At 44.5% G+C, this 25,598-nt stretch carries 24 protein-coding genes and 1 other annotated feature; of the genes, 12 read left to right on the forward strand and 12 right to left on the reverse strand.

What is annotated here, in order from left to right:
• The first annotated feature begins 166 nt into the window (after window positions 1–166).
• On the forward strand, window positions 167–850 hold the full coding sequence (locus NST45_RS01640) for a YutD family protein (RefSeq protein WP_081390260.1): 684 nt from the start codon (window positions 167–169) through the stop codon (window positions 848–850).
• A 572-nt stretch (window positions 851–1,422) separates the two neighbouring features.
• Here NST45_RS01640 and NST45_RS01645 read toward each other — a convergent pair.
• The 4 genes from NST45_RS01645 to ylbJ all read right to left on the reverse strand — a co-directional run bounded on the left by NST45_RS01645 (window position 1,423) and on the right by ylbJ (window position 6,414).
• A complete protein-coding gene (locus NST45_RS01645; RefSeq protein ID WP_051491374.1) occupies window positions 1,423–2,862 on the reverse strand; it encodes a S41 family peptidase in 1,440 nt (479 codons plus the stop codon).
• A gap of 80 nt (window positions 2,863–2,942) precedes the next feature.
• Complete coding sequence (locus NST45_RS01650; protein ID WP_339824670.1) at window positions 2,943–4,127, reverse strand: copper amine oxidase N-terminal domain-containing protein; 1,185 nt, start codon at window positions 4,125–4,127, stop codon at window positions 2,943–2,945.
• Between the two features lie 146 nt (window positions 4,128–4,273).
• Window positions 4,274–5,077 (reverse strand): NAD kinase, encoded by an 804-nt coding sequence (locus tag NST45_RS01655; RefSeq protein ID WP_076105311.1) that lies wholly within the window; start codon window positions 5,075–5,077, stop codon window positions 4,274–4,276.
• 74 nt (window positions 5,078–5,151) lie between these two features.
• A complete protein-coding gene (ylbJ, locus tag NST45_RS01660; RefSeq protein ID WP_076224540.1) occupies window positions 5,152–6,414 on the reverse strand; it encodes a sporulation integral membrane protein YlbJ in 1,263 nt (420 codons plus the stop codon).
• 412 nt (window positions 6,415–6,826) lie between these two features.
• Between ylbJ and NST45_RS01665 the strand changes: the two genes are divergently transcribed.
• Together NST45_RS01665 and NST45_RS01670 are read left to right on the forward strand one after the other, a co-directional pair.
• Window positions 6,827–7,210: a globin gene (locus NST45_RS01665; protein WP_038573207.1), complete on the forward strand. Its 384-nt coding sequence runs from the start codon at window positions 6,827–6,829 to the stop codon at window positions 7,208–7,210.
• Window positions 7,211–7,246: 36 nt separating this feature from the next.
• On the forward strand, window positions 7,247–7,963 hold the full coding sequence (locus NST45_RS01670) for a DUF2225 domain-containing protein (RefSeq protein ID WP_038573205.1): 717 nt from the start codon (window positions 7,247–7,249) through the stop codon (window positions 7,961–7,963).
• Window positions 7,964–8,042: 79 nt separating this feature from the next.
• Here the strand turns inward: NST45_RS01670 and NST45_RS01675 are convergent, their stop codons facing one another.
• Together NST45_RS01675 and NST45_RS01680 are read right to left on the reverse strand one after the other, a co-directional pair.
• Window positions 8,043–8,273, reverse strand: coding sequence for a hypothetical protein (locus tag NST45_RS01675; RefSeq protein WP_036685307.1), 231 nt, complete (start codon window positions 8,271–8,273; stop codon window positions 8,043–8,045).
• Window positions 8,270–8,461: a YycC family protein gene (locus NST45_RS01680; RefSeq protein WP_038573204.1), complete on the reverse strand. Its 192-nt coding sequence runs from the start codon at window positions 8,459–8,461 to the stop codon at window positions 8,270–8,272. The genes NST45_RS01675 and NST45_RS01680 overlap by 4 nt, the downstream gene beginning before the upstream one ends.
• A gap of 118 nt (window positions 8,462–8,579) precedes the next feature.
• On the opposite strand from NST45_RS01680, the gene NST45_RS01685 reads away from it, so the two are divergent.
• Together NST45_RS01685 and NST45_RS01690 are read left to right on the forward strand one after the other, a co-directional pair.
• Complete coding sequence (locus NST45_RS01685; RefSeq protein ID WP_339824674.1) at window positions 8,580–10,379, forward strand: M3 family oligoendopeptidase; 1,800 nt, start codon at window positions 8,580–8,582, stop codon at window positions 10,377–10,379.
• Window positions 10,380–10,992: 613 nt separating this feature from the next.
• Window positions 10,993–11,403, forward strand: coding sequence for a hypothetical protein (locus tag NST45_RS01690; RefSeq protein ID WP_036685297.1), 411 nt, complete (start codon window positions 10,993–10,995; stop codon window positions 11,401–11,403).
• A gap of 153 nt (window positions 11,404–11,556) precedes the next feature.
• Here NST45_RS01690 and NST45_RS01695 read toward each other — a convergent pair whose 3' ends face one another.
• Window positions 11,557–11,787: an alpha/beta-type small acid-soluble spore protein gene (locus NST45_RS01695; RefSeq protein WP_036685295.1), complete on the reverse strand. Its 231-nt coding sequence runs from the start codon at window positions 11,785–11,787 to the stop codon at window positions 11,557–11,559.
• Between the two features lie 201 nt (window positions 11,788–11,988).
• Window positions 11,989–12,963 carry an aldose 1-epimerase gene (locus NST45_RS01700; RefSeq protein WP_038573199.1) on the reverse strand — a complete coding sequence of 325 codons (975 nt, stop codon included), beginning with the start codon at window positions 12,961–12,963 and terminating at the stop codon, window positions 11,989–11,991.
• Between the two features lie 134 nt (window positions 12,964–13,097).
• Window positions 13,098–13,337, forward strand: a binding site (T-box leader).
• A 63-nt stretch (window positions 13,338–13,400) separates the two neighbouring features.
• Between NST45_RS01700 and trpS the strand changes: the two genes are divergently transcribed.
• The gene (gene trpS / locus NST45_RS01705; protein WP_036685592.1) at window positions 13,401–14,387 is read left to right on the forward strand and encodes a tryptophan--tRNA ligase; all 987 of its coding nucleotides are present in this window, start codon (window positions 13,401–13,403) and stop codon (window positions 14,385–14,387) included.
• Between the two features lies 1 nt (window position 14,388).
• On the opposite strand, the gene NST45_RS01710 is transcribed toward trpS, so the two are convergent.
• On the reverse strand, window positions 14,389–14,577 hold the full coding sequence (locus NST45_RS01710; protein ID WP_038573198.1) for a hypothetical protein: 189 nt from the start codon (window positions 14,575–14,577) through the stop codon (window positions 14,389–14,391).
• A gap of 104 nt (window positions 14,578–14,681) precedes the next feature.
• Entirely contained in the window at window positions 14,682–15,683 is a 1,002-nt protein-coding gene (locus tag NST45_RS01715; RefSeq protein ID WP_076105306.1) for a metal-dependent hydrolase, read from the reverse strand.
• 232 nt (window positions 15,684–15,915) lie between these two features.
• Between NST45_RS01715 and cyoE the strand changes: the two genes are divergently transcribed.
• The gene (cyoE, locus tag NST45_RS01720; RefSeq protein ID WP_036685285.1) at window positions 15,916–16,848 is read left to right on the forward strand and encodes a heme o synthase; all 933 of its coding nucleotides are present in this window, start codon (window positions 15,916–15,918) and stop codon (window positions 16,846–16,848) included.
• A gap of 23 nt (window positions 16,849–16,871) precedes the next feature.
• Window positions 16,872–17,489, forward strand: a complete 618-nt coding sequence (locus NST45_RS01725) for an SCO family protein (RefSeq protein WP_038574827.1) — start codon at window positions 16,872–16,874, stop codon at window positions 17,487–17,489.
• Between the two features lie 96 nt (window positions 17,490–17,585).
• Here the strand turns inward: NST45_RS01725 and NST45_RS01730 are convergent, their stop codons facing one another.
• Both NST45_RS01730 and NST45_RS01735 read right to left on the reverse strand, forming a co-directional pair.
• Window positions 17,586–17,933: a DNA primase gene (locus NST45_RS01730; RefSeq protein WP_036685586.1), complete on the reverse strand. Its 348-nt coding sequence runs from the start codon at window positions 17,931–17,933 to the stop codon at window positions 17,586–17,588.
• 133 nt (window positions 17,934–18,066) lie between these two features.
• Window positions 18,067–19,254 carry an MFS transporter gene (locus NST45_RS01735; protein WP_038573195.1) on the reverse strand — a complete coding sequence of 396 codons (1,188 nt, stop codon included), beginning with the start codon at window positions 19,252–19,254 and terminating at the stop codon, window positions 18,067–18,069.
• 270 nt (window positions 19,255–19,524) lie between these two features.
• On the opposite strand from NST45_RS01735, the gene NST45_RS01740 reads away from it, so the two are divergent.
• The 4 genes from NST45_RS01740 to NST45_RS01755 all read left to right on the forward strand — a co-directional run bounded on the left by NST45_RS01740 (window position 19,525) and on the right by NST45_RS01755 (window position 25,557).
• A complete protein-coding gene (locus NST45_RS01740) occupies window positions 19,525–19,962 on the forward strand; it encodes a hypothetical protein (protein ID WP_036685280.1) in 438 nt (145 codons plus the stop codon).
• A gap of 63 nt (window positions 19,963–20,025) precedes the next feature.
• Window positions 20,026–21,171 (forward strand): transglutaminase-like domain-containing protein, encoded by a 1,146-nt coding sequence (locus tag NST45_RS01745; RefSeq protein ID WP_036685274.1) that lies wholly within the window; start codon window positions 20,026–20,028, stop codon window positions 21,169–21,171.
• Between the two features lie 173 nt (window positions 21,172–21,344).
• Window positions 21,345–23,420: a penicillin-binding protein 2 gene (locus NST45_RS01750; RefSeq protein ID WP_256715499.1), complete on the forward strand. Its 2,076-nt coding sequence runs from the start codon at window positions 21,345–21,347 to the stop codon at window positions 23,418–23,420.
• Between the two features lie 31 nt (window positions 23,421–23,451).
• Complete coding sequence (locus NST45_RS01755; protein ID WP_339824677.1) at window positions 23,452–25,557, forward strand: penicillin-binding transpeptidase domain-containing protein; 2,106 nt, start codon at window positions 23,452–23,454, stop codon at window positions 25,555–25,557.
• Window positions 25,558–25,598: the final 41 nt, after the last annotated feature.

Genomic DNA, 25,598 nt, shown 5'->3' on the forward strand with positions numbered 1-25,598 from the left:
ATCTCTGCTCTTAGGTTACCCATAAAAATCGTTGATTTGCGTCATTGGAGGGGAATATTGGAGCTGTAGGAGCGGTTCGAGAACAGCGACCGAAAGCCCAATATTCCACATAAATGGCGGCATAATCAACGCCACGATACCCAAAGAAAGGCAGGCGGCAAAAGGTTTGATCGTAATAGGCGGAAAAGGCTATGAACTTATGTTGGATCATAAGGATGGTTGGAATCCGGAGGCATTTCGCGGGAGATATAGCGAGGTGCTGGAAAGATACGACTATATTATCGGTGACTGGGGTTACAGTCAGTTGCGTTTGAAAGGTTTTTACCGGGACAACCATCCTAAGGTGAATCGGGATACAGCGATTTCGGGTATGGTTGATTATATTAATGAATACTGCAATTTTGGGTGCGCTTATTTTGTGCTGCATAAATTGAAAGAGGTACCACAAGAAGGCATGTTCAAGGATATTTTGATCAAAGAAATACCAGAGCCGAGTGATGAAGAGGCCTTGGAGCAAGAATCGGAAGCTAGTGATGAAGCGGCTGCAGATAAAGAGTTTTCTGCTAAAGAAACATCCTCTAAGCAAGGCTCGAATCACTCATTGGCATTTAAAGAGATGACTTCTTCTAAGGACAATATGGCGAAGGATAGACCTGTGAGAGAACATCAGAGCCGAAATCACCGGGGCAAGGATTCACAGGGCAAGAAATCCAAAAAGGATTTCCAAGGCAGACCGCCACAAGGTCAGTCTCAGAAGCCCCAAAACACACCAAAACCTCAAAGCGCTCAAAACAACCAGAATAATCAAAACAACCAGAACAATCAAAACATAGAAAATTCACAACCTTAATGATGAAAGCTGAACCATAAGTAGAGTCCTTCTACGAATGAGCCAGCTTTTTTTCTTATAAAAAATAGCAGAGCAGCGTTTCTCCCGGTACTTGGAGATCGCTGCTCAGTGTTGCTGTGTGTTGCTCAGTGTTGTGGTGTTGCTGTGTGTTGTTCAGTGTTGCTCAGTGTTGCTCAGTGTTGCTCTATGCTATTAGTCGTTGGCTGCTTGATCCAGCAGTTTCATCATCCCCCGAGGCTTAAGGACCCAGATGCCGTTATGTGCGAATTTTTAGCCTTTTGAGCAGGGTTTCGGACTCCAATGATGCTATTCGTTAGAAAGAGGAGTAATTATGGTGTCTTTTATACCAATAGCGACTATGGGGTCCGATAGCATAACAAATATGGATTAATATTGCGATTAGGGTCATCCATGTCCGATAGGTGCTACAGATGTTTCGTAGGTGCAAATATTATCAAACTAAACAAAAAACAGGAGTTGTCCCAACGGCCATTTCATGGCTTATGTGACAACTCCTGTTTTTACTCATGGGTGCTTGATTCAGCAGCTTAATGATTAGCTAGATTAAGGATCTATTTTACAGATAATTTCAATTGTTTCTGTGTTGCATTGTAACTCCATACAAGCGCAGGGAACTTCTTCTTAAAGGCATTTAATTCAATGAAGGTCTCGCCGTTCTGAGAAAGCGCCTCTTTGGAGGACAACGTAAAGCCGGTCGCTTTACCTGTCCCGTTCGTTACGATGACTTTTTTGTTCTTGGCATCCCATGTGATGTCGCCTTCGATCAGTGCACCTAGTACGAGCGAAGAAGCATAAGTCTTATCTCCTTGCTTTATTAGACCCACATTACCAGCAAAGGCAACCCCGTTGACATTCAAGATATGATGATCACCGGAAACCTCAATGCTTTTCATTCCTGCAATCTGTAGAGCGGTAATCAGCTGCGCAGTTTTGCCTTTAACCTCAATATCCGGTGCAAGCCCGATGTGATTAAAGTCTTCTTTATTTGGAGTTAGATATTTCTGCGTAGTCAGCTTCAGCATGTCTCCATTGGACATTGGAAGCAGGCTCTGAATACGTGCTTTGCCGAAAGAACGAGTGCCTACGACGGTAGCGAGCTTATTGTCGCGTAATGCGCCAGTAAGCGCCTCAGAAGCGCTGGCAGTGTACTCATTCGTTAGAATAACGACGGGTACGCCTATTTTGCTGCCACTGGTAATCGTTACTGGAGTTAGTGCTCCGGTTTGATCGGAGGTATACATCATGATGCCTTTATCCATGAAATTAGAGACAATGTTGTATGCCGAATCCATATAGCCGCCTAAGTTGTCACGCAAATCAAGCACCATCGATTTCATACCTGCTGCACGCATCTTTTTCAGCATAGCGGCAAATTCTTCATCGGAATTCTGTGTGAAACCACTCAGTGTGATGTAGGCTATCTTCTGTCCAACAATAGTTCCGGTAACAGAAGTCGAGCTGATTTCATTTCGGGTTACACGAAATGATTTAGTCACTCCATTCCGGAGCACCTGCAGAGTGACCTTGGTGCCTGCGGCTCCGCTTAACTCGTCTCCTTCGGTCTCTTCAACGGGGATTCCGTTAATTTTGACTATCGTATCACCGCGTTTCAGACCTGCTTGTTCTGCAGGCGAACCGGGTGTTATGTCTTCGATGTAGAGTTCTGTTGCGGTATATTGCAATCTAACACCAATACCAACGTATTCCAGATCAACATCATGTTCAAATTGTGCCGCTTCCTCGGTATTGAAGTATTGGCTATAAGGATCATCCAGGGTGTTCACCATGCCGTCAATGGCTCCACGAATCAAAGTATCCTTATCTACACCGGAGAGGTTATAGTTCTCCAGAATATTCATGACTTCATTGATAAGATCACGGTTATCTGTAGATGCCTGAGCGGCATCGGCAGCAGAAACTACTGGAGCAAAAGTTAGGGATAAAGCCAGACAGCTGCCTAAAAGTGCACTTATTACTTTATTGGATTTCATGGAATCATACGCCCTTTTTATATAATTTATAAGATAAGAAAGTATACACTGCACGAATTAACTTTCTGTGACGTATGGTTTTAGGATTTCACAAGTTTATAGTAAACGCTATAGGTGTTATCAGTAGTCCATACCCCGCTATCCGACTTGGATAAAATGAAGATAGTGCCTTGCTCAAAAGTTTCCTCTTCACTGGCATCTTTCTCTTTGTTTTCCACATAAATAGCTGCTTCTTTGGCGCTAAAATAGTAGATATTTGAAACGCTTGGAGTATAAGTGACGTCGTATGAAGTAAAGAAATCTTCCAGATCTTCCTTAAGGGAGGTATCATATTCTTCTCCGTATGAAGTCATGGTGGAAAGAACAGCCGCCGGATTTTGTTCATTCATAGCTTGATAATATTTGGTGATATTACCTTTGATGGCATCCGCATCATTTTGAGGAATGTTAGCTGCTGTTTTTAGAGCTTGTTCACGAGTCAGCAGTATCACGGAGCTTTGGGATTCCACAGATGATATTTTCCAGCTTCCATTCTTGCGGACAAGTGTATACATGTATTCGTCCTCTGTATCTGGCGTATAGGCCCCACCTGTCCGGCGAGAGCTTTCCAGTGTATACACAGTAGCGTCATTGCCTGAAATATCAATGATTTCCAAACTCTCAATAGTATTTTTTATATCAAAAATCTCAAAGGATGCATTGAGATCCGCCACTGACTCCGCATTAGAGGATTCTGAATCCATAAGGGAATAGAAGCTAATTGCTTTTTCTTCATTAAAATACTTATTAGACAAACGGATTAATGCTGTAATCGCTGCTTCGTCCTTATCTTTGGATACTGGGGTGGTAATTTGCACGCTTCTGCTGGTTGAATTCCAGACGGCTGTGCCTCCGGTTGCCTCTGCGATAAAACGTAAAGGAATGTATGTAGTGCCAGCTGAGGAGACTGGTGCGGTGGTCAGTTTTTTCACGGTTCCGTTAACGGTTGCACGGTTGCTGCCAATTTTCAGGCTGATCGCCAGATTTGAACTTTTACCTGTTACTGTTCCAGTCTTGGCATCCCAAAGCACCTGCAGTCCAAGCTTTTCGAAGATGACCCGGAAAGGGACAAGTACAGAATTGTTCGCTAAGTAAGGGGTTCCTGCGGTAAAGGAAACCTTACTGCCGTTGATATAAACATCAATCGGTTTTGAAGCAGCAAAAGCCGGGACCGCCAGTATCAGGGCCAGAAGACTTATGCTCAAGAGGGATAATAATTTTTTCAACAGTACTCTCTCCTTTTATGTAACTCTTTGTAAAATAGCCTCATTATACCATTTGATTTCTCTCTATGTCTATCAATTGGTGTTAGTTTTGTCACACCAAAAAGAGCCGGAGATATTGAAATCTCCAGCTTTTTGATCCCCTGATCTCAGACTAAGAAAGCTTCACGGACACGGTTCCAGAACGGAAACGGACGATATCTTGCGAAGCTGACTTTTTTGTCTGAAACTTGACAGCGTACTGAAATCAGGTCATCAACAGGAATGTTGTTATGATCTACGGTGAGCAGCAAACGCTGGTCTTTACATGAAAAAATGTCACAATGATGATGCTTTGGCAGTAGTAGCGGCGAGCCCATTGTCCGGAATACACGGTTGTTAATAGACGCGATTTCGGCAATCTGCAGCGCTTCTATTGAAGGGTGAACCATAGCGCCCCCTAGGCTTTTGTTATAAGCTGTACTGCCAGAGGGAGTTGAAATACAAAGTCCATCGCCCCGGAACATTTCGAAGGTGACATCGTTGATGTCGATTTGGATCATTATAGTTCCATCCACCCCTTTAAGGGTAAATTCGTTGAGGGCAATGTGAGACGAAGATCCCGATTTTTTGTGAATCTCCAGCTCTATTAATGGATATTTCACAATACGCGGTTTCTGCGGCTCAGATTCACCGGTTCCGCACATATAATCGATTAAGGTGGGCAGCTCTTCTGCTTGCCAGTCCGCATAGAAGCCGAGGTGTCCTGTGTGCACACCTACAAAGGCTAAGTTGGGAATCTGGTCGATAAAGGTATGAAAAGCGTGCAGCATTGTGCCGTCTCCACCTATCGAGATGACGATTTCCGGAGACTCGGCATCCAGTTGCAAATCCCGCTCCGCCGCCAGCTTGTGAAATTGCTCGGCAAGTTTGATTGACAGCTCATCACCGCGGTCCAGAACATAATATCTCAAGATGTACAAGCTCCTTTATATAATTCCGTCATACACCGATCATAATCAATCTTGCCCCGGAACACAATATGTAATCAACTTCGGCGCATCAATCGGAGCATTGCCATAAAGGCAGGGATAAGCAGTGACACTAGAAGAGCAGCGGCTAGTATAAGACTCAGTAGAGCTAGACTGGCAGTGACACCTGAGGCTGAAGGTGTAAAGGCAGTGGAGGCAGGCAGAGAGACCCAGGCAGAAGACAATCCTGATCCCATCACAGGCTTCCATAGCAGCACCACGAGACCTGCTGCGAGTATGGCATGTATTAGTCGTGCAGTTAAGAACGGCAGATAACGCAGCCCGGTACCGTTCAAAATACTGGCGACTTGGGCATGTACAGATAATCCGCCCCAAGAGAGAATAAAGGCAGCTGCTGCGACCTTGAATTGAAGCGGGATGGAAGAAGCGGCTTCACCAGCAGAACGAGCACCTATGGTGACCTCGAACAATCCGCTGATCAAGGCCTGAGCTAATTCGGGAGGCCCTCCAACAAGGGAGACGAGAGATCCGGCCAGGCTAAATAGTGAGGGCAGGATTCCGGCACGGGCAAGCAGCTCCATTAGCACGTTGAAGAATACAACCAGACCCCCTACGACAATAATAAGCTGTAGCGAGGATTGGATCGCTCCTTTTAACAGTTCCCCGAAGCTCCGTCCATCCTTGCGCCGGGCTTCGGACATCGCAAGGAGTGCGGCATGTATTCTGCCGAATCCTTGTTTTGCTGGAGCAGAGGGGGCGTCAGAACTACTTTTTGTTGGGTCTTGGGTGGGAGTCTTTTGTTCCTTACGTCCATGAAATGACATTAGGAGACCAACCATTAAGCCACTTCCGTAGTGGGCTAGTGCCAATATTAGCCCCAAAGAAGCATCGCGAAAGAACCCAACGGATACCGCCCCTAGTAGAAAAATAGGATCGGAGGAGGTTGTAAATGCTACAAGGCGTTCACCTTGGATTCTGCTGATCAGCTTCTGCTCCCGCAGCTTAGCGGTTAATTTGGCTCCAACGGGATATCCTGATACATATCCCATGGCCGCGACAAAACCACCGCTGCCAGGTATACCGAAGAGGGGGCGCATCAGTGGATCAAGTAAAGCGCCGAAGAGATGGACAATGCCTAAGCCTAGCATGATTTCAGAAATGACGAAGAAGGGAAACAGTGAAGGGAAGAGCACGTCCCACCAGATGGCCAGGCCACGTAAGGCTGCGGCAAGAGATGCTTCAGGATGAAGTAACATCAGCAGCATACAACCAGCCAATATGAATCCCAGCAGCGGGCCGCCAATCTTTTTAAAAGTCATAATTAACGCCTCCTGGTCTATGGTTAGATGTATGCAAAAAGAGGGACAAAAAGCACAAAAAAATGGAGAAAGCGGTTACAATTATCTGTGCTTTTTCGCAGGAATTATGATATTATGTAATAAATAAATGCACCCTCTGTTACACGATTAAATGGGATGGAGTGATGGCGATGAGCGTTATAGCCGGAGTTCTCGTTTGTGCTTTTGTATATGTAATCCGGGTCTCTCTCGTCCCTCCTGGTGATGAGGAATTTAGGACCTACTAACCTTACTCTTCAGGCGCTGAACTATAGTTTAGCGCCTTTTTTCTGTAGTTTAGAGAGCACTTTCGACGGATATCCGTGTTATGCTTATCTTTGGTATAATAAAATAAGTAACGTTTCATTAATATGGAAGAAGGCTGGTAACCTCAATGAATCCAAATGAGAGTATATATGACAATCTAGGGGGGGCTGAAGCACTACATCGGTTGGTGGAAGTGTTCTATGCCAAGGTACAGCTTCATCCGCAGCTGGGACCCTTGTTCCCTGAAGATATTACTCCAGTTCTGGAGAAGCAATATCAATTCCTGACACAGTTTTTTGGCGGGGGTCCGCTTTATTCGGAATTACATGGACATCCCATGATGAGAGCAAGGCATATGCATATTCCTATTACACCAGAACGTGCTGATGAGTGGCTACAATGTATGAAAGAGGCACTGGTGGAGACTGGAGTCGAAGAACCACTGCGTTCATTCGTGCTTAGCCGCCTTGCAGGTCCTGCACATCATTTTGTTAACATGCCCCAGGAATAACAAGGGACAGGTTGATCCTGAAAGGAATGAGAGTACTTGACAGAGTTAATACCCCTATATTCTATTAAGGTCAAGTGTTGCAACTGTGAAAATGAATTTTCAACCTCGCGGGTACGTCCTAGTCTAAAAAAGGCTATTCGGCGTGATGCTGATTTCTGCGCGTATTATAAAAATGAGAATCCGGATTATTATGTTGTACGGGTCTGCCCCAATTGCGGGTTTGCCTCCACAGAAAATTCGGCTGACAAGCTGACGGAACGTCAGCGTAAGGCATTTAATGAGCAGGTAGGGAAACGCTGGAAGAGCCGTGACTTTGGGGAGAAAAGAGACTGGGAAACTGCGCTCGAGACCTATAAGCTGGCGCTTTTATGTGCTCAGAGTATTAACGATAAAGATCGGATTATTGCAAGTCTGCTGCATCACATTGCTTGGCTCTATCGCTACCAAGGGGAGACTGAGCAGGAGAAGCGTTTTTTACGTTATTCTTTGGACGAGTATGTTAAGGTCTATGAAAAAGATGGCATTGCCGGCAATGATGCCCGGCTCATGTACCTGATCGGCGAACTTAATCGGCGCATCGGAGAATACTCAGTGGCTGTGATGTGGTTCTCCCGTCTGATTAATGATCAGAAGATTATGGATGCGGCGATGATTCGAGCGGCACGTGAGCAGTGGGTTATTTTACGGGAGCAAATGCGTGCTGAGGCTGTAGAGGTTGAGGTTGATGTCGAAGGCTTGTCTTCAAGTTCATAACGATTTGCGAACAACAAAAAGCGCAGAAGAGAATTTAATTCTCCTCTGCGCTTTGTAGAAAGAAAATGTTAGGATTTGCTTATCTGACAGCTCGATCGAACAAAAGGTAATCGCCGTCATTATCTATAACTGTAGGACTGGCGCTGCAGCAGGGGAAGACAAGCAGTTTTTTCTTGCCGTCACGAACGATTTGTAATTCTTTTGGCTTCATAGGCAGAAGCACATTCTCTGAGTTGCAGAATGGACAGTATTGCACATACATATCGCCTAGAATGATGTCATAAGGCCAGGTATGACTAAAAGGAATCATTGTGAGTCCTTCCCAGAAGGAGTCTGTTCATTTTCGCCCTCAGTTTGTGGGGGATTTTGTTTTTTGGATAGCTCCGCTATTTTTTGTAGTAAAATATGTTGGGGCATATGCATCAAGTGTTCCAAAGGAACGCCTAGTTGCTTGGATAACGTAATGGCTGTTTCCGGTGAAATTTGTAGTGGCTTCATATGAATGCCCTCCTAAAGTTTATCGGCTATAAATGTTCAGATATCGTTATTCACTTTACCATGGTGTTAAGACAATTACAAAGAAAGTCAAATGAAAGCAAAGGAATGGTGAGTACAAATGAAACAACCGTTATCACTGACTTGGGAACTGGATACTATTTTTCCGGGGGGGTCTTCGTCTGCAGAACTAGAAGGTTTCTTGAGCAAGCTTGAAAAAGATATTTTATCCTTACAGGGCTTTGTGAAGGATGCTGCGGCACCAACGGATGTTGCGTCTACAAAAGCATTGGATGAGGTTATAGCATTGCTTCAGAGCTGTTCAGGAAGACTTGTGGAGGTCACTTCCTTCGCAGACTGTCTAGGCGCTCAGAATCAGATGGACAAGGGTGCGGTAAGACTGGCAGCCAAAGTGACAAGCATGCGCGCCGGATTCGAAGGGATCAGCTCGCAATTTAGCAATGTACTGCGTCAGACTACGGACAAGGTATGGGCTGAGTGGATGGCTCGTCCAGAGATTGCTCCTTTAACGTTCGTACTGAGCGAGAGCCGTGATTTGGCCCGTGAGAAGATGAGCCCTGAGCTGGAAAGCTTAGCGTTGGAATTAGCTGTTGACGGATATCATGGATGGAGCGGACACTATGATACGATTGTAAGCTCAATCAAGATCCCATTTGAGGATGAAGAAGGAACAAAGCTGCTTTCTGCAGGTCAAGCTTTTAATAAGCTGGATGATCCAGATCCAAAAGTGCGTCAAGCGATGTTCCATAAATGGGAAGAGGCTTGGACTGAAGCGGCAGATAATTGCGCAGATACTTTAAATCACTTAGCAGGCTTCCGCCTGAAGCTCTATAAGGGCAGAGGCTGGGACGATGTTCTAAAAGATCCGCTCAGCATCAATCGTATGACACAGGACACCTTAAATACGATGTGGGACGTAATTACGAAGAGCAAACCTGTACTCGTGTCCTACCTTCAGCGCAAAGCCAAGCTGCTGGGGTTGGATTCCCTCTCATGGGTCGATGTCGAAGCTCCTGTAGGCAAATCCTCCGGCAAAATCCCTTATGATCAAGCTGCGAAGGATATCGTCACACAGTTCCGTAAATTTAGTCCTAAGATGGCTGAGTTTGCAGAGCGTGCCTTTGATAATAACTGGATCGAGGTTGAGGATCGTAATGGCAAACGTCCTGGTGGATTCTGTACTTCCTTCCCTGAGAGCAAAGAATCACGGATATTCATGACTTACAGCGGCACACCTTCCAATGTTTCAACATTGGCCCATGAGCTGGGACATGCCTATCATTCCTACTTGCTTGATGATCAACCTGTATTTAATCAGAATTATGCAATGAACGTTGCAGAGACCGCTTCAACCTTTGCAGAAGTGATTGTATCTGATGCTCAGGTTAAAGCTGCGGGCAATGCAGAGGAGAAGCTGGCACTGCTTGAAACGAAGATACAGAACAGTGTGGCATTCTTTATGAACATTCACGCTCGATTCTTGTTCGAGACTCGCTTTTATGAAAAACGTAAGGAAGGCCTTGTAAATGCTGAGGAACTGTCTGCTCTGATGGTGGAAGCACAGAAAGAAGCTTTCTGTGGTGTGCTTTCTGAATACCATCCTCACTTCTGGGCGTCGAAGCTGCATTTCTATATCACAGATGTACCTTTCTATAATTTCCCGTACACTGTTGGTTATATGTTCAGTACAGGCTTATATCGTCTGGCATTACAAGAGGGAGCTTCCTTTGCAGACAAATATGATAGCTTGTTGCAGGATACCGGCGTGATGACATTGGAGGATTTGGTGCTCAAACATTTGGGTGTGGATCTGACTAAGCCAGATTTCTGGCAAGGGGCTACAGATTTGATCGTGGCTGATATCAACGAGTTCTTGGAGATGACTGAGCATTTAGCATGAAATGTCTAAAATAAGACAAATTTCAGTGCGCTAAAAATAACGGAATTTCAGTGTGAACACGCAAAGACCCCGGTTAAGGGGTCTTTTTTTAATGGTTAAATGTCGAAAACTCCCGTTTTATAAAAATTAATATACGAATGATCTATGAATTTTGCGCATTACTAGGGATAATAACCCAATTTTGTAGAATAATGTTGTTTGGCGTATTTAAGGGGTCTATAATGAGCCTTGAGCCTTATATAAGGCTTGCAAGGAAGACTAATGAGCTTAGCTCAAAAAGCTTAAGTAAGCGCATACTAAGCCGATTTGTACGAAGTAAACTCGAAGTAGCTAAGCTCACAAACAATATAAATCGAACCAGAAACTTGGGAAAAGGGGAAGGAGTGGCGGAGGGGAATTTTGGAACTGTAAGAGCGGGAGCGACCGCCTTTGTCTCCGAATTTCACCCGCTGTACGCGTAAGAATTCAAGAAATTTGGAGACAACAGCGGCTGGAAGTCCAAACATTCCCCGCAGTAGCGACGGATCCTTAGCCTAAATATTTAGGGTTCGATTTATAAAAGACGAAGTGAACTCGAAGAAGCTAAGCTCACAAAACTTTTAGGAGGAAAGATATGCTTAAGACAGAACAGCTATCCTTAGCAAGACAGATGGATTTGGTGTTTAGGGAACTGCAAGAGGAATTATCGGGACTATCTTCCGGTACGGTATTTGTGCAAATACGAAATAATACCATTGGCAAATTCGGCATACGTCATCACCCTCTAGCCGGTCGGGGTGGTGGATTCACAGAAGTAAAGGAAGGAATAACGGAGAGTCAGCAGTCTTCTTTTCGTCTAATGGCACTGGAGAGTCTGAAATACAAACGGCGCTGGACTCATGGTGAGATCAGCTATGAATTCGCTATAAGACAGGGGAAGCTAATCGTAGATGCTACGCTGGAGTCCAATTATAATATGGCAAATCTGATGATTCGATCTCCCCGTAATGCTTACGCCGAGAGTGCTGATCAATTTTTAAGTTAAACGTTTTACATAAAGATTGCATGCAGCTCGGATTATAGGGTATAAATTAGAAAAACCTCCCACAGCTTCTGGAAGAAGTGTGAGAGGTTTGAAAGCTAGTCGGCAATGGGCTTTTTAAGACCTCAGCCGGATAAAACACTTAAGATAACGATGTTACTGACGACCGGACAGTTGTTGTTCTGCCAGTTGTACTAGACGTTTAGTGATGTAACCTCCCAAAGAACCAGTTTCGCGGGAAGTGTAGTTCCCGTAATAACCGTCAGCTGGGATCGTTACTCCAAGCTCTTGTGCTGCTTCATATTTCAATTGTTGCAACGCTGCATTTGCTTGAGGAACTACAAGGTTATTGGAACGGCTGCTACGACCTTGACCTGCTTGACCCATGTGTGTCACCTCCTTCGCCCGTTGTGAAGATAGTATGAGCGCTAAGAGGCTAATTCATGCATGCTATCGAAAGGTTTTAAGGATGGTAATTATTAGTCGATTAAAAGTAAGGGTAGGAAAGCCTAAATAACTAAGCTCGCACAAAAAATCGGCCTTCTCTTACGTAAACGCAAGGGAAGACCGATATAATGTATATCTGCTTTAATTCTCGGGATAGATCATTTCCAGCATAGTGGACAGCTCAAGGCTTTGACCTGGTTCTACCTTCAGCAAGCCAGTGAAGGAAGGATCGTCGGAAACGTTAGGAGCATCCGGGAGCCAGGTATAAGGTTCGATGCACAGAAATTGATCGGCTGGTCCTTTGGTATACAGGACCCAGTGGCGAAAAAGATTCTCGTCGGCCGTATAACGAAGACCATAACCATCATCGCGTAATAACAATGCTTCTACGGGCTGCTTGTCACCAATACGCAGAGCGGTATCAAAATTAGTTCCCTGTAGGTTAATTCCAGAATTTAGAGAATCTAGATCACCGAGTGGAATTAGATTGCCGCTAGGGAGCAATTCATCGTTTAGTTCATAAATGCTGTTTACGGGCAATTTGAGATTCCAGCGTTCAGGTTCTCCATCGATCATAAACCAGGTGTGATAACCGATCCCAAAGGGAATACGATGATCGCCGAGATTTGTAACCTTTAAAGTCTGGCTGAGCCGGGCATCCTGAAGCCTGAATGTCATTTCGAATTTGAGTGGAATGGGAAATTGCTCCATCCAGTGTGGATCATCTTCAGTAAGGAATTCAGTAGTGACTGCACAACCGTCCTCGTCTTCTTCAATATCGCTGACACACCAGGATTGAGTCCGGTGTAGACCATGGATATGATTGTCACCAGCGGTATTCTGGTCAAATTGATAACTTGTACCCTCGAATTGAAATTTTCCTTTACGAATTCTTCCGGGTGGAATTAAGAGCGGGATGCCAAAATGGTAAGGTTTTTGCATAAAGAAAGCTTGATCGCTTTCATCAGGCCGCCGCAGAATTTCCCGTTGTTCCTTTACATCAAACAATGAAATCACGTTGTTTCCTAGTCGCGGCAAAAGCGTGACTTCCAGTTCGCGGCTGTGCAAAATATAAGTATCATAACCGCCCCACTGCCCTTTGGTCACCTGTTTCATGAGATATGCTCCTTTATCGTAACTGTAATCGAATAGAACATGGATAACCTTATCATAACAGATTTATACGGAAGTGGTTAAGTGATTTGACAACTTCTCTTTATGGTTCTATGATGAAGGCATTAAATTATGATGAGAATGTGATGACGGGGACAAGTAGGCAGGAAATGTACCTTCAGAAAGCCGGTGGTTGATGCGAACCGGTAGGACACTCTTGATGAATGGACCCCTGAGCGCCGCGCTTGAACGGGAGCAAGATACCCTAGTAGACCGGCCGGATCTTCCCCGTTAACGGAAGACTAAGGCTGTTTCCTTTTGACTATACAAAGGTTTAGCAGCGAATAAGGGTGGCACCACGGTCTCACGTCCCTTGCGGATGAGGCTTTTTTTGCGTTCTCGGAAATTGGAAATCACATCTAACGGAGGTCTATATTATGTTGAAAAAAGTAATGTCAGGCATACAACCGAGCGGTTCTCTAACTTTGGGTAACTATATCGGAGCGCTGAAAAATTTTGTGAAGCTGCAAGACGATCATCAATGTTTCTTTATGGTTGTCGATATGCATGCGATCACCGTTGCTCAAGATCCTGCGGCACTGCGTGAGCAGTCTGAAGCTGTAGCTGCACTCTTTATCGCGGCAGGAATTGATCCTGTGCGTTCGAATGTATATATGCAGTCCCATGTGCCTCAGCATGCGGAATTGGGTTGGATCATGACTACGCTAACGGCAATGGGCGAGCTTGAGCGTATGACACAGTTCAAAGATAAATCATCAGGTAAGGATTCGGTTGGCGCGGGCCTATTCGTATATCCTTCTTTAATGGCAGCAGATATTCTTGTTTATAATGCGGATCTTGTGCCAGTAGGTGAAGATCAGAAGCAGCACTTGGAGTTGACCCGTGATTTAGCTGGCCGATTTAATAACCGTTTTGGCGAATTCTTTACGATTCCTGAACCGTATATCCCTGAAGTGGGCGCACGCATTATGTCTCTGGATGATGGCACTAAAAAAATGAGCAAGAGCAGCCCAAATGCAGGCAGCTATATTGCCCTGTTGGATTCGCCGGATGTGATCCGTAAAAAAATCAGCCGCGCAACGACTGATTCTGGACGTGAAGTTATCTTTGATCCGGCTAATAAGCCAGAGATTAGTAACTTGATGAGTATTTACTCGGAATGTTCTGGAATGTCCCTCCAGCAAATTGCCGATCGTTATGAGGGACAAATGTATGGTGGCTTTAAGAAGGATCTTGGGGAAGTGGTTGTGTCCACACTTGAGCCTTTGCAACAAAGATATCATGAAATTCGCAGTTCAGGTGCGATCACTGATATTCTTGCCGAAGGTGCTGAACGCGCACGTATTGTTGCAGCTGAGACATTGAATGGCGTAAAAGAGCGGATGGGCTTTCTGCCAGCTCGTTAATCTAATCAGAGCTTAAACTTTCCTGTTTGCGTCTAATTCTGGCTTTGAGGATAAATCCCCAGCCAATATTCAATACGCAGAGAAAACCAAGCAGAAGTGCTAGCCAGAAGCTATAGCTGATCGCGATTGAAGCGGCAGTGAGAATAAGAATAGAAGAACAAGCGAACCAAAGTGAGAGTCCTTTACCCATTAAGAGCCTTCCTTTCCGTGTCTGCTAAAATGAATCCCGGAGTATTATAAATACTCCGGGATTTTTTGTGATTATAGAATAGTTCTCTCAGTAAGTCTACAGTTTCATCGTAAAGAACCAGGGTCGATGGAAAATCGTTTGTCGAGCTTATCGCTGCTAAGCCAGCCTACATAAGTATTTAAAGGTTTATATTGGTTATCCATAACTAATACAGCCACAAAAGGGTATTGTTTGCGGTGTAAATAACGAACGTCTCCCCAGCGCACCATATATCCTGAAGGAAGCTCCTCCACTTCGGCCACCGCATAAGAGGTGAAATATAAAAAGGACTGAATATCTGGATGCGACTTGGATATTTCCACAGCGGGATGATTCGAGCAGACCGCATGTTTGAACCATTCCAGACGGTTGTTCAGTAGCTGCCCAACGTCATAACTGCCGTCTTTTTTCACTTTAACTACGTTCCAGCGTTTAAGTGAAATTGTAGGGATTACAATATAACGTTCGCCAGCAGTATGGTGTATATCTTTAAGCTTGATGTTTCGTGTAAGGCGGGCATGAACAATCGTTCTCCAGATATAATAAAGAATGGTACAGGCATAAAGCGTAATAAATAAAGGTTTAGGCGGAACAATCCCAGTGATCCAGAGCAGAATAGCTGCGATATGGCTGCCAAAAATAAATGGATCGAAAATGTGGATGATATTCCAGGCGATCCATTTCTCAGTGAATGGACGGGCCGCCTGAGTTCCATAGGTGTTAAACAGATCAGAGAAGACGTGCACGCCTACACCTATGAAACCCCAGAGTGCAACATGGCTTAAAGCTGCCAAATCAGTAAACCCAAACAGAGGCCCTAAGACTAGGGCAATCAGAGCGGGCCACAAAATTAGAAAAGGCAAGGAGTGTGTGATTCCACGGTGATTACGAATATATATTGCATTGTCCTTTAGTCGTAATGCGGTATCGGCATCAGGAGCCTGTGAGCCTAAAATCGTTGCCAGCATAACGGCCCCGGCCAGTTTAGGGTCAGAAGCAACGACGGGATCGACGAAAGAAAGTCCGGCTAACCCTATGCCCATAACTAAATGTGTAGCGGTGTCCATTGGTCAGTTCTCCTTTGTTGTTCGGAAGTACATTATTAATAATTACCCAAATACGGCTTAGGTTATTAAGGGGCTGAAAATAAATATTGTCACGTAATTGTCAAATTCATGAACATACTGTGCCATGACTGTCAAAGTCTCCTCGGGTTTGATATGATAAAGTTAACAGCGAAGTCTATTTAGTGCTTCGGCTAGAACGTTAGAAGTTTGTTTAGAAGGAGGATCATTTGGTGTGGATAATCATATAACATTTCAAGCTTCTTCCGATTCTGCAGCTATGTCTGCAAAATCTCCACCGGAAGGTGCAAGTTGGCGTGATTTCATTACCGTAACAAAACCCGGTATTATCCGATCTAACCTCATCGCTGCCTTTGCAGGATATTGGCTGGCTTCAGGTTGGGATGTTCAATACGGCAGATTAGTTCTGACTCTGCTCGGTACAATGCTGGTTATGGCTTCGGCCTGTGTTTTTAATAACTATTTCGACCGTGATCTGGATATGAAGATGGAAAGAACGCGCGATCGTGGGCTTCCTACAGGACGATTGAAACCCAAAACCGTATTGCTGTATGCTATTGGGCTTGGGATTGCGGGTTTGATTGTGCTGTTTGCTTTTTCCGGAGTTTTAGCCGGTCTGTTCGGGATTGTAGGGATGTTCGTTTACGTTGTAGTATACACCCTTTGGTTGAAACGGACATCAACATGGAGCACTTCAGTAGGTGCGATCTCTGGAGCTATGCCACCGGTAATTGGCTACGTTGCAGTTACGGGAACAGTTGATCTAGGGGCTTGGCTGATGTTTGCGATGTTGTTTCTGTGGCAACCTCCCCATTTCTGGGCGCTCGGGATTAGACGTAAAGAAGAATATAGAGCCGCAGGTTTCCCACTGCTGCCTGTAGTCAAAGGAACACGTCGTACGAAGTTTCAAATGATTCCTTATGTAGCACTGTTACTGCCTATTCCAGTGTTAATGTACGCCTACGATTATGCAGGCATTTTTTATCTGGTGATTTCAACAGCGCTGTCCCTGGCTTGGTTAATCATAACCTTGATGGGCTTTGCAGCAAAAGATGACGAAGTCTGGGCGAAGAAGAACTTCCTCTTCTCCATTAACTACCTAACGGTAAGTTTGATCGTACTTGTATTAAATACGATTCACGGTTAAGAAGAGGGAGGGTATTATTGTCCGTGCAGACCTTTAAGCGTTATAAATGGACCTGGATTCTACTATTGCTTGCTTTGGTAATGGCTGGTTATCTGGCAGTTAATTCTTTGAATTTAGGAAAAGAAAAACTGCCGGTAATCGGAGAAGTGCAGGACTTTTCACTTGAAAATGTGGATGGAGACCAGATTACTCTGGCTGATACACAAGGTAAGGCACGGCTGGTATACTTTTTTTTCACGCAATGTCCGGATGTATGTCCTATAACTACGTTCCTGTTATCCCAGACACAGAAGATTCTGGTCGACGAGGGCAGCTTTGGAAAAGATACGGCGTTCGTCTCCATTTCTTTTGATCCAGGGAATGATACACGTGAAGCCATTAAGACCTTTGCGGACCGTTTCCAGGCAGATTATAAGGGTTGGTACTTCTTACGGGGGGATCAGGAAGTGATTCGTAAACTGGCAACTGATTCTTTTAAAGTACTAATTGCAGGGAATAGTAAAGAAAATTTCGTACATGCGAATCGCATAGCATTGGTTGATCGGGACAATCGTCTCCGTGCATTGTATGACGCAGGAGATACGGATAACGTAACGCCTGAATTTCTTGCCGATAGGCTGAATGAATTGGCTCGTGAATAGAACATAACCGCATAACAGAAACGCCTTTTTCGAATCCCGTTTATTGAAGGGATAACGAAAAAGGCGTTTTTAATTTCTTAGGCAATATATCGCGAATCAAAAAGGGATGGGTTCAGGGTAAATGATGAACTCTTCCAGACCCGCTTTTTCAAGCTGATTAATATTGTATTCATCTGGAGTGCCCTCCACTCCGGCATAACCCCGGCGCGTATAGATGTGACCAGCATCGGGAAAGGCATCGCGGAGAATCCCGCGTATTTTTTTGCCTGAACTGTCGTTATCCATATAAAGATATACTTCTCCATCTCCTACTTTTTGTCGCAGGGACTCGAGTTTGAGCGTATTTAATGTACCAAAGGTACAGAGGATTTCGACTTCCGGTACCAGCACGCGTCGTAATCTGCTGCGATCGTTTTTACCTTCGACAATAATCGTAATGGACATTTGCTGACAATCACCTCCGGAAATGAAGCCTGAACTTTCAGACTCATTATAGTTTACCGAAGGAGGAGCAGTTTTAACAACTGTTTCTACAGGAAAATCTTCATTCCCCGGGAAATGTCGTAAAAACAATAAATCATGCGGCCCGCCCATTCCATTTGGAAGAGTAGGTGGACAGCTTGGCTGAATTTTTTGGCGGAAGCAGTAATAGTGCAACCATCAGCAATAGAAAGGCAATGAAATAAGGCGAAACAACGTCTCTTAGTTGTCCTGCGGCCACAGGCCCTGCGAATGCACCTAGTGACATGGCTATCGACTGCATGGAGAAGGTGCGTCCCATACGTCCTGGTCCACCTAGACTAATAAAGAGCGAAGCCATTGCAGGAAATAATATTCCTTTGGCTGCACCCAGCATAAAGAGAATAACGGAAGCGGGAATGCTGTGAAGTGAGGCGAGCGCAAAAAAACAAAGGGCCATTCCTAGCAAGGCCACGGCTATTCTTCCTCCTGGGGAAAAGCGGTTCAGGAAGAACAAACTGAGTGTTACCAAAGCCCCTAAGCTAAGGAGCGATAAAAGAATACCTGTGGAAACAATGCTATTACTTCCGGTCTGAGATAGAGGAAGCTCAAAGAACAGAACCCCTTGTGAACAAGAAACGAAAAAAGGCAGCAGATAATAACGTTTGGAAACTGGATTGGGATCGGATATAGGGACCGAAGGAAGATCCTGATTTTTTAAAGGAGGTGCTGCTGAGTTTACAGGGCGTACTAAACGCCGGGCAGGCGCCGGTACACTGAAAAAAGCCATGATTCCTGTAGCGATAAGCAGCCATCCCAATGTGGTGAAGGTGCCGGAATAGCCAGCTTTAGCTACGATAAAGGCACCCGCTGCTGGGGATACCACTGAAGCTAAGGTATGAACGATACCATGTCCGGACATATATTTCCCCTGCTCAGTGGCATCAGATGATAATGAAGCCAGCAAGGTCATGCACGCCGGAGAGAGGAAGGCGAGCGCGAACCCGCTTGCTGCTCGTAGCATCAGCAAATGCCACGGAAGCTGAGCGTGAGCCTGCAGCAATAGAATGGCTCCCGCAGTAACAAGGCTAAAGACGATGTAGCGGCGGCTGCCATTACGATCGACGAGTACGCCTGCGAGCAAATTGCCAGGAAGATGGGTCAACGAATACATGCCCATCATCCAGCCAATAAAGGCGGGTCCCGCACCAAGAGAGATGGCAAAGGGCGTTAGAATAGGATACTGTGCATGTAAATCAAAAAACGCCAGAAAAAGAAACAGGTACAGCCATAGCGCAGTTTTCACAGGGAAACACCTCCGAGAGCCACCTACAATAAAGGTTAATGCAGGAAGGCGTATTTTAAGAAGATCAAATTTAAGCAACTACTTGTACTTTACGTGGGACAGAGAGGGCTTATACCGCTTTTTTAATTCCTGTAAGCAGGTATACCTTTCTCTGGCTGTGGAACCATGAATTATGATGGGCATTCATGTATAATAATTAATATTGGCGTCATGTCTATGGAGGAGATAATCCTTAGGACGAAACTAGGCGATAGGGGTGTTGTGAGGTTGATGGATCCAGAGGTGTGGTCACAGTTTATTAGAGAGAATTGGTTAGTTATTGTTATTGCGCTTGTTCTGTTGTTCGCGGTTGTTAATTTGGTCAAAACGATGTTGAAATGGGCGATTGTCATTATTATCGTTGTAGGTCTATTCATCTATAGTGGTGTGACAATGGACCAAATTGGTAACGCTGTGAATAAGGTGGCAGATGGAACGGTAAGCACGCTGAAGAAGGAAGCACAAGAGGTCATGCTTAAAGAGGCGCAGGATGCGAAGTACACTTCAAATGGTGACGGAACATTTACGATCACAACTCCGAATATTGAAGTGAAAGGTACTACTGGTGAAGATAAGGTAGAGGTTACTTTCCGCGGAGTTAGTCTTGGGAAGTGGAGTATTACAGATACCACACAAACATTTATCGAGGAAGCTCGGAAACATCAATAAACGGCCTCAGTTTAAATGATTATCAAAAACAAGCAAGCGGGCGGCTGAAAGGGGAGATTGGATATGATAAACGGTTGGTTGACTAGTCTGAGTGATGCAAATATCATCTCCATCGCCCTCCTGCTGGTAGTAGTCTTTTCACTATTGCAAGGCTGGAGCAGAGGGTTCTCAAGTGCTACCGGAAGATTATTCGGTCTGCTGGGAACAGGACTGTTTACAATAGCTTCTTTGGTGCTGGCCATTCCTGCTGCGGCGTATCTCAATCCTCATGTTCAGACTTGGGCAGCAGGAATAAGTCTGCCTGATAAACAGCTGACCCAGTGGCAGCAAATTTATTATACGGCTGTGTCTGTGCTGGCGGAATCGCCGCTGGTGCGGTTTCTATTGTTGTTATTGCTCTCTTATATCTTAATTCGCATGCTTCTGGGATTGTTGTCTATGCTGCTTCCATTCCACCAGCTACGGCGCACCAAGACATTTAAGGACAGAAAGATTACGCAAGTAAGCCGTATGGGTGGAGCTATCATAGGATTAATTATAGGCTTGACTCGTGGTTTAATTATTGTGCTCGCTCTCTTCATTTGTGTTGGCCTAAATCCAGAAAGTCAATTTAGCCGATATGTGGAATCTTCTCCGATCTACAGTCAAAGCGCTGCCGCTGTATTTGAACCCTTTGTTGGGGAGACAGTGCAGAAAAAGCTGCCTATTCTGACGAAGACCGTTGCAGCTGAGATGAATGATATTCTGCGCAGAAAATATGAAGTTATCGATCATGACATTCCACAAGATATTGTGGGAGCTGCTGAAGATATTATTGGACAAGCGCAAGGAGACGAGAAGAAAGCCAGACTACTGTATGATTGGGTAGGAACACGAGTAACTTATGATTACGCCAAAGCGGAAAATTATGAAAAAAATAGAATTTGGCATGAACAGACCCCGCAGGATACCTTCGACACACGCATAGGGGTATGTATTGATTATGCCCGTCTTTACGCTGTTATGGCCCGCTCTCAAGGGTTACAGGTGCGCGTTGTAACGGGGCAAGGCTATGATGGTCGAGGCGGGTATGGCGCACATGCCTGGAATGAAGTTTATATAAGTGACCGGCAAGCTTGGATTCCATTGGATCCCACTTGGGCGAGCAGCGGAGATTGGTTTAATCCGAAGGATTTTGACGATACGCATATTAGGGAGAACGCACTCTGAGTGAGGGCGCTGCACTCCTTCCGTGTGGTACAATAAACTCATACCAACTGCTCTAACATAAATGCGAGTGCAATGCTCACAATCAGCTTCTTAGAAATCACCTTCATTATAAGAGCAATGTCGCTGGCTAAGGCAATTCAGACATTATTTTTATATAGAAGGGAAGAAAGCTGGTGAGCTTTGGGAAGCAGCTCCCGCCTGCGGACGGGAAATCTTCGAAACATTCTGTAGGTCTGAGATTGAATCTGTTTTTCTTTGGCACTTTTTTTATTTTTTGTATCATTATTGTGCGTCTTGCAGGTTTGCAGTTTACTGAGGGAGCTTTGCTGACAGAAGAAGAGATTAAACGGGATACGAAGTTTGTTCCGCTGGCAGCCATGCGAGGGATTATTTTTGCTGCCGGGGGTGAGCAGATAGCCTATTCTACACCTGTTGAGTCGCTCTATCTTACCCTAAATAAGGAATATACAGCTAAAACTACCGATAAAGTAACGGGTGAAACCTCACTAACGGAAAAAGCGAAAAATAAGTCTAATGACCTTGCAGCAAGATTAGTAGCGGAGTTTGAGAAATATGGAAGTGCAGATGCCCCCAAGTTAACGCAGCAGGACGTGCTGGATTTACTTGATCTGGACTTTAAAAAGTATCTGGGTTATGTACCGCGTCGTATAAAAGCAGGGCTAACTTCAGAAGAAATAGCTTATTTCATGGAACACAAGGATGAATATCCAGGTATTACCATTGTGGAAGAAAGTGTACGCCACTACGATAAAGATACGGTAGCTGTGCAGACGGTGGGTTTTGGCAAACCTTTTAAATCAACCGAAGACATAGCGATGTACAAAAATATTCGTAGTGCAATGAAAGACAATTCTTCACCGGGACTTATGTATAAAACGGAAGAATATGTAGGATTTGATGGTCTGGAAATGCAGTATCAACGCGAACTGCGCGGAGAAAATGGTTATCAGGTCATTTCGGTCACTCCTCAAAATATGGCGGAGAAGGTAGAACAGACCGTTCCCCCTGTAAAAGGCAATAACATTTGGATGACTATTAATAAGAATGTTCAGATGAAGACTGAACAGGCCATATTGGATCAGATTAAATGGCTGCACACCAATGCTGTTCAAGGCGAAACTCATCCTGATGCTTTAACAGGTTATGCAGTAGCAATGGAAGTAGAGACTGGTAATGTTGTCGCTATGGCGAGTATGCCGGATTACGATTCGAATGTATGGACAAAGGACTCGTTGCCTACATCCGTCTGGAATAAAATTATGAACAATCATCTGAATGGTACTATTACCTCGAATTCTTCCGGGAGATCGGGTCATGATTTTAGCTCTCTTGTATTCATGGGATCGACCATCAAACCGTTAAGTGTATTAATTGGTTTAAATGAAGGGTTTTTTAGCACCTCGAGCACTTATCCAGATGTGGGGATTACATATTTCGGTAAGGATGATAAATCATCGGTTAGAAATTCATCAGGTCATGTCTATGGAAAACTGTATCCGGCTGATGCTATCAAGCAATCCTCTAACGTATTTATGGTGGATATGGTCGGAAAGCAACTTTATAAGAAATACCTGGGAGATAAAGGCGTAGAGGTTTGGGACCAATATATGAAAAAGTTCGGACTGGGTGTGTCAACACAAAGTGGTCTTCCCGGTGAATCACCAGGTCAGATTAACTATACAGATTTCAAGGCTGCAGGGAGCTCGCAGGCCGCGCTCGTCTACGCATCTTTTGGCCAGCAAGGCAGTTATACTACATTACAGCTTGCCCAGTATGCTACTACACTTGCAAATGAAGGTGTGCGAATTAAACCACAGCTTGTAAGTAAGATTACGGATGCGCAAGGTAAGGTGGTTAAGGAATTTAAAAAAGAAGTGCTTAATAAAGTAACCTTTGATAAATCGTTCTGGAGAGAAATCAAACAGGGAATGAGCAGTAAAGTTAGTGCTTTTGACGATTTTCCTTATGATTTTGCCCGTAAGACAGGAACCTCTGAAAAAACGGATAGAAAAAATATAAACCGTGATAACGGGGTTTTTATTGCCTTTGCTCCACGTGAGAATCCGAAACTGGCTGTAGCGGTTGTGATTCCGGAGGGCGGCTTTGGCTCCAATAGTGCAGCTCCGGTTGCCCGTAAGATTTTTGATGCTTATGATTGGGAATATGGGCTGGATGGGGTTCCAAAGAAGAATATTCCTCCTGTGGCAGATCCCGTTCAAGAACAATAAGCTTAAATTAGAGAAAAAGGAGAGAAAAACTGTGAGTTTTTTCCGTAAGCAGGCCTCACCTCCTGACGAGACCAGCAGCAAAAGTTCCATTGGCCTGCGACTCAACGTGTTTTTCTTTAGCACGTTCGTTATATTTTGCGTAATCATCATACGGCTAGCTGTCCTGCAGTTCGTGGAAGGTCCAACTTTAACTGAGGTAGAGACGAGTAGAGATACTAAAAATGTACCGTTAGCTTCCATGAGAGGGGTTATATACGCTGCAGGCGGTGAGAAGCTAGCTTATTCCACACCTGTTCAATCGCTGTATATCACGCTCAATAAAGAGTATACGGCTAAGGAAACAGATAAAGTCACCGGTAAAACAACGCTGACCCCAGAGGCTAAGGCCAAGTCTGATGCCTTGGCAGCCAAGCTGGTAGCTGATTTCAATAAATATGGTAATCCAAATGCAGAGAAGATGACGGAGAAAGATGTAATTGATGCGCTGGATTTATATTTTCGTAAATCACTTGGCTTTATGGCACGGCGAATTAAGGCTGATCTGACTACTGAAGAAGTAGCTTATTTCATGGAGCATAAAGGAGAATATCCGGGGCTTGAGATTGTCGAGGAGAGCATTCGTCATTATGATAAAGATACGGTTGCTGTACAGACGATTGGTTATATCAAACCCTTCAAATCCGCGAACAGTCTTAATATTTATAAAAACATTCTTAGTGCTATGAAAAACAATCCGGAGCCAGGGCTAACGTATAAGGATGACGAATTTGTTGGATTCGATGGGCTGGAGCTGAAATATCAGCGTGAGCTTCGCGGGCAAAACGGATATCAGGAAATTTCCGTCAATCCACAGAATATGGCGGAGAAAATTGAGCGTGTCGTTCCGCCTGTCAAAGGAAATGACATCTGGACAACGATTAATAAGAATGTTCAGATGAAGACAGAACAGGCGATAACAGATCAGCTCAAATGGTTGCACTCTAATACCGTACAAGGCAGAACGCATCCGAATGCTTTAACGGGATATGCAGTAGCGATGGAAGTAGATACTGGTAATATTGTCGCTATGGCGAGTATGCCTGATTATGATACGAATGTTTGGACATCAGGTTCTTTGTCTTCAGATGTCTGGAACAGTATTATGGATAATTATCAGAACGGAACGATCACTCCTATTTCTTCGGGAACCTCAGGGAACGGACTAAGATCTGTACTGCTTCTAGGTTCAACGATTAAACCTTTGAGTGTACTCGTGGGTCTGAATGAAGGGTTGTTTTCAACTTCTTCTTATTATCAGGATAAAGGTTTTGCGACTTTTGGTAAGTCTGGGCATGAAACGAAGGTAAGAAACTCTTCTAACCACGTATATGGTTCTTTGGATCCTGCTAGAGCCATTGAGAAATCCTCGAATGCATTTATGGTCGATATGGTCGGTAAAAGATTGTATGACAAATATAAAAGCAAGGGGATAGACATCTGGGATGTCTATATGAAAGAGTTCGGCCTTGGTGTATCTACGGGAATTGACCTGCCTAATGAATTCTTGGGTCAAAGAAACTATACCAATATAGAAGCTGCTGGTAGTGCGCAGTCCGCACTGGTCTATGCCTCTTTCGGACAACAAGGAAGTTATACAGTAATGCAGCTTGCACAGTATGTTACTACACTTGCTAATGAAGGACAGCGGATTAAACCTCAACTGGTTAGCAAGATTACTGACGCAGATGGAAATATAATCAAAGAGTTTAAACGTGAGGTGCTTGATGAAGTAACAAACTTCGATAAGTCCTACTGGAATGAAATTAAGCAGGGGATGCGAAGTGAAGTTAGTGCTTTTTCTGATTTCCCTTATGACTTTGCACGTAAGACGGGAACCTCTCAGCAAGTAGCTAAGGGTGAAATTCGCGATAATGGGGTATTTATTGCATATGCTCCACGTAATAATCCTAAGTTGGCTGTGGCGGTTGTAATCCCTGAAGGTGGCTTTGGTTCACAAAGTGCGGCACCAGTCGCACGTAAAATATTTGATGCCTATGATTGGGAATATGGGCTTGATGGAGTTCCAAAGAAAAGTCTCCAGTCTGGCAATAATACTAATGATAATGCGAAGGAGGGAGAGACTACAGGTACCGAGTAACTCTGACCCTATGGCTAAGATTTAAAAAAATAAACAGCTTC

The sequence above is a fragment of the Paenibacillus sp. FSL R7-0163 genome (assembly GCF_037969975.1).
Taxonomy (GTDB): domain Bacteria; phylum Bacillota; class Bacilli; order Paenibacillales; family Paenibacillaceae; genus Paenibacillus_AQ; species Paenibacillus_AQ odorifer.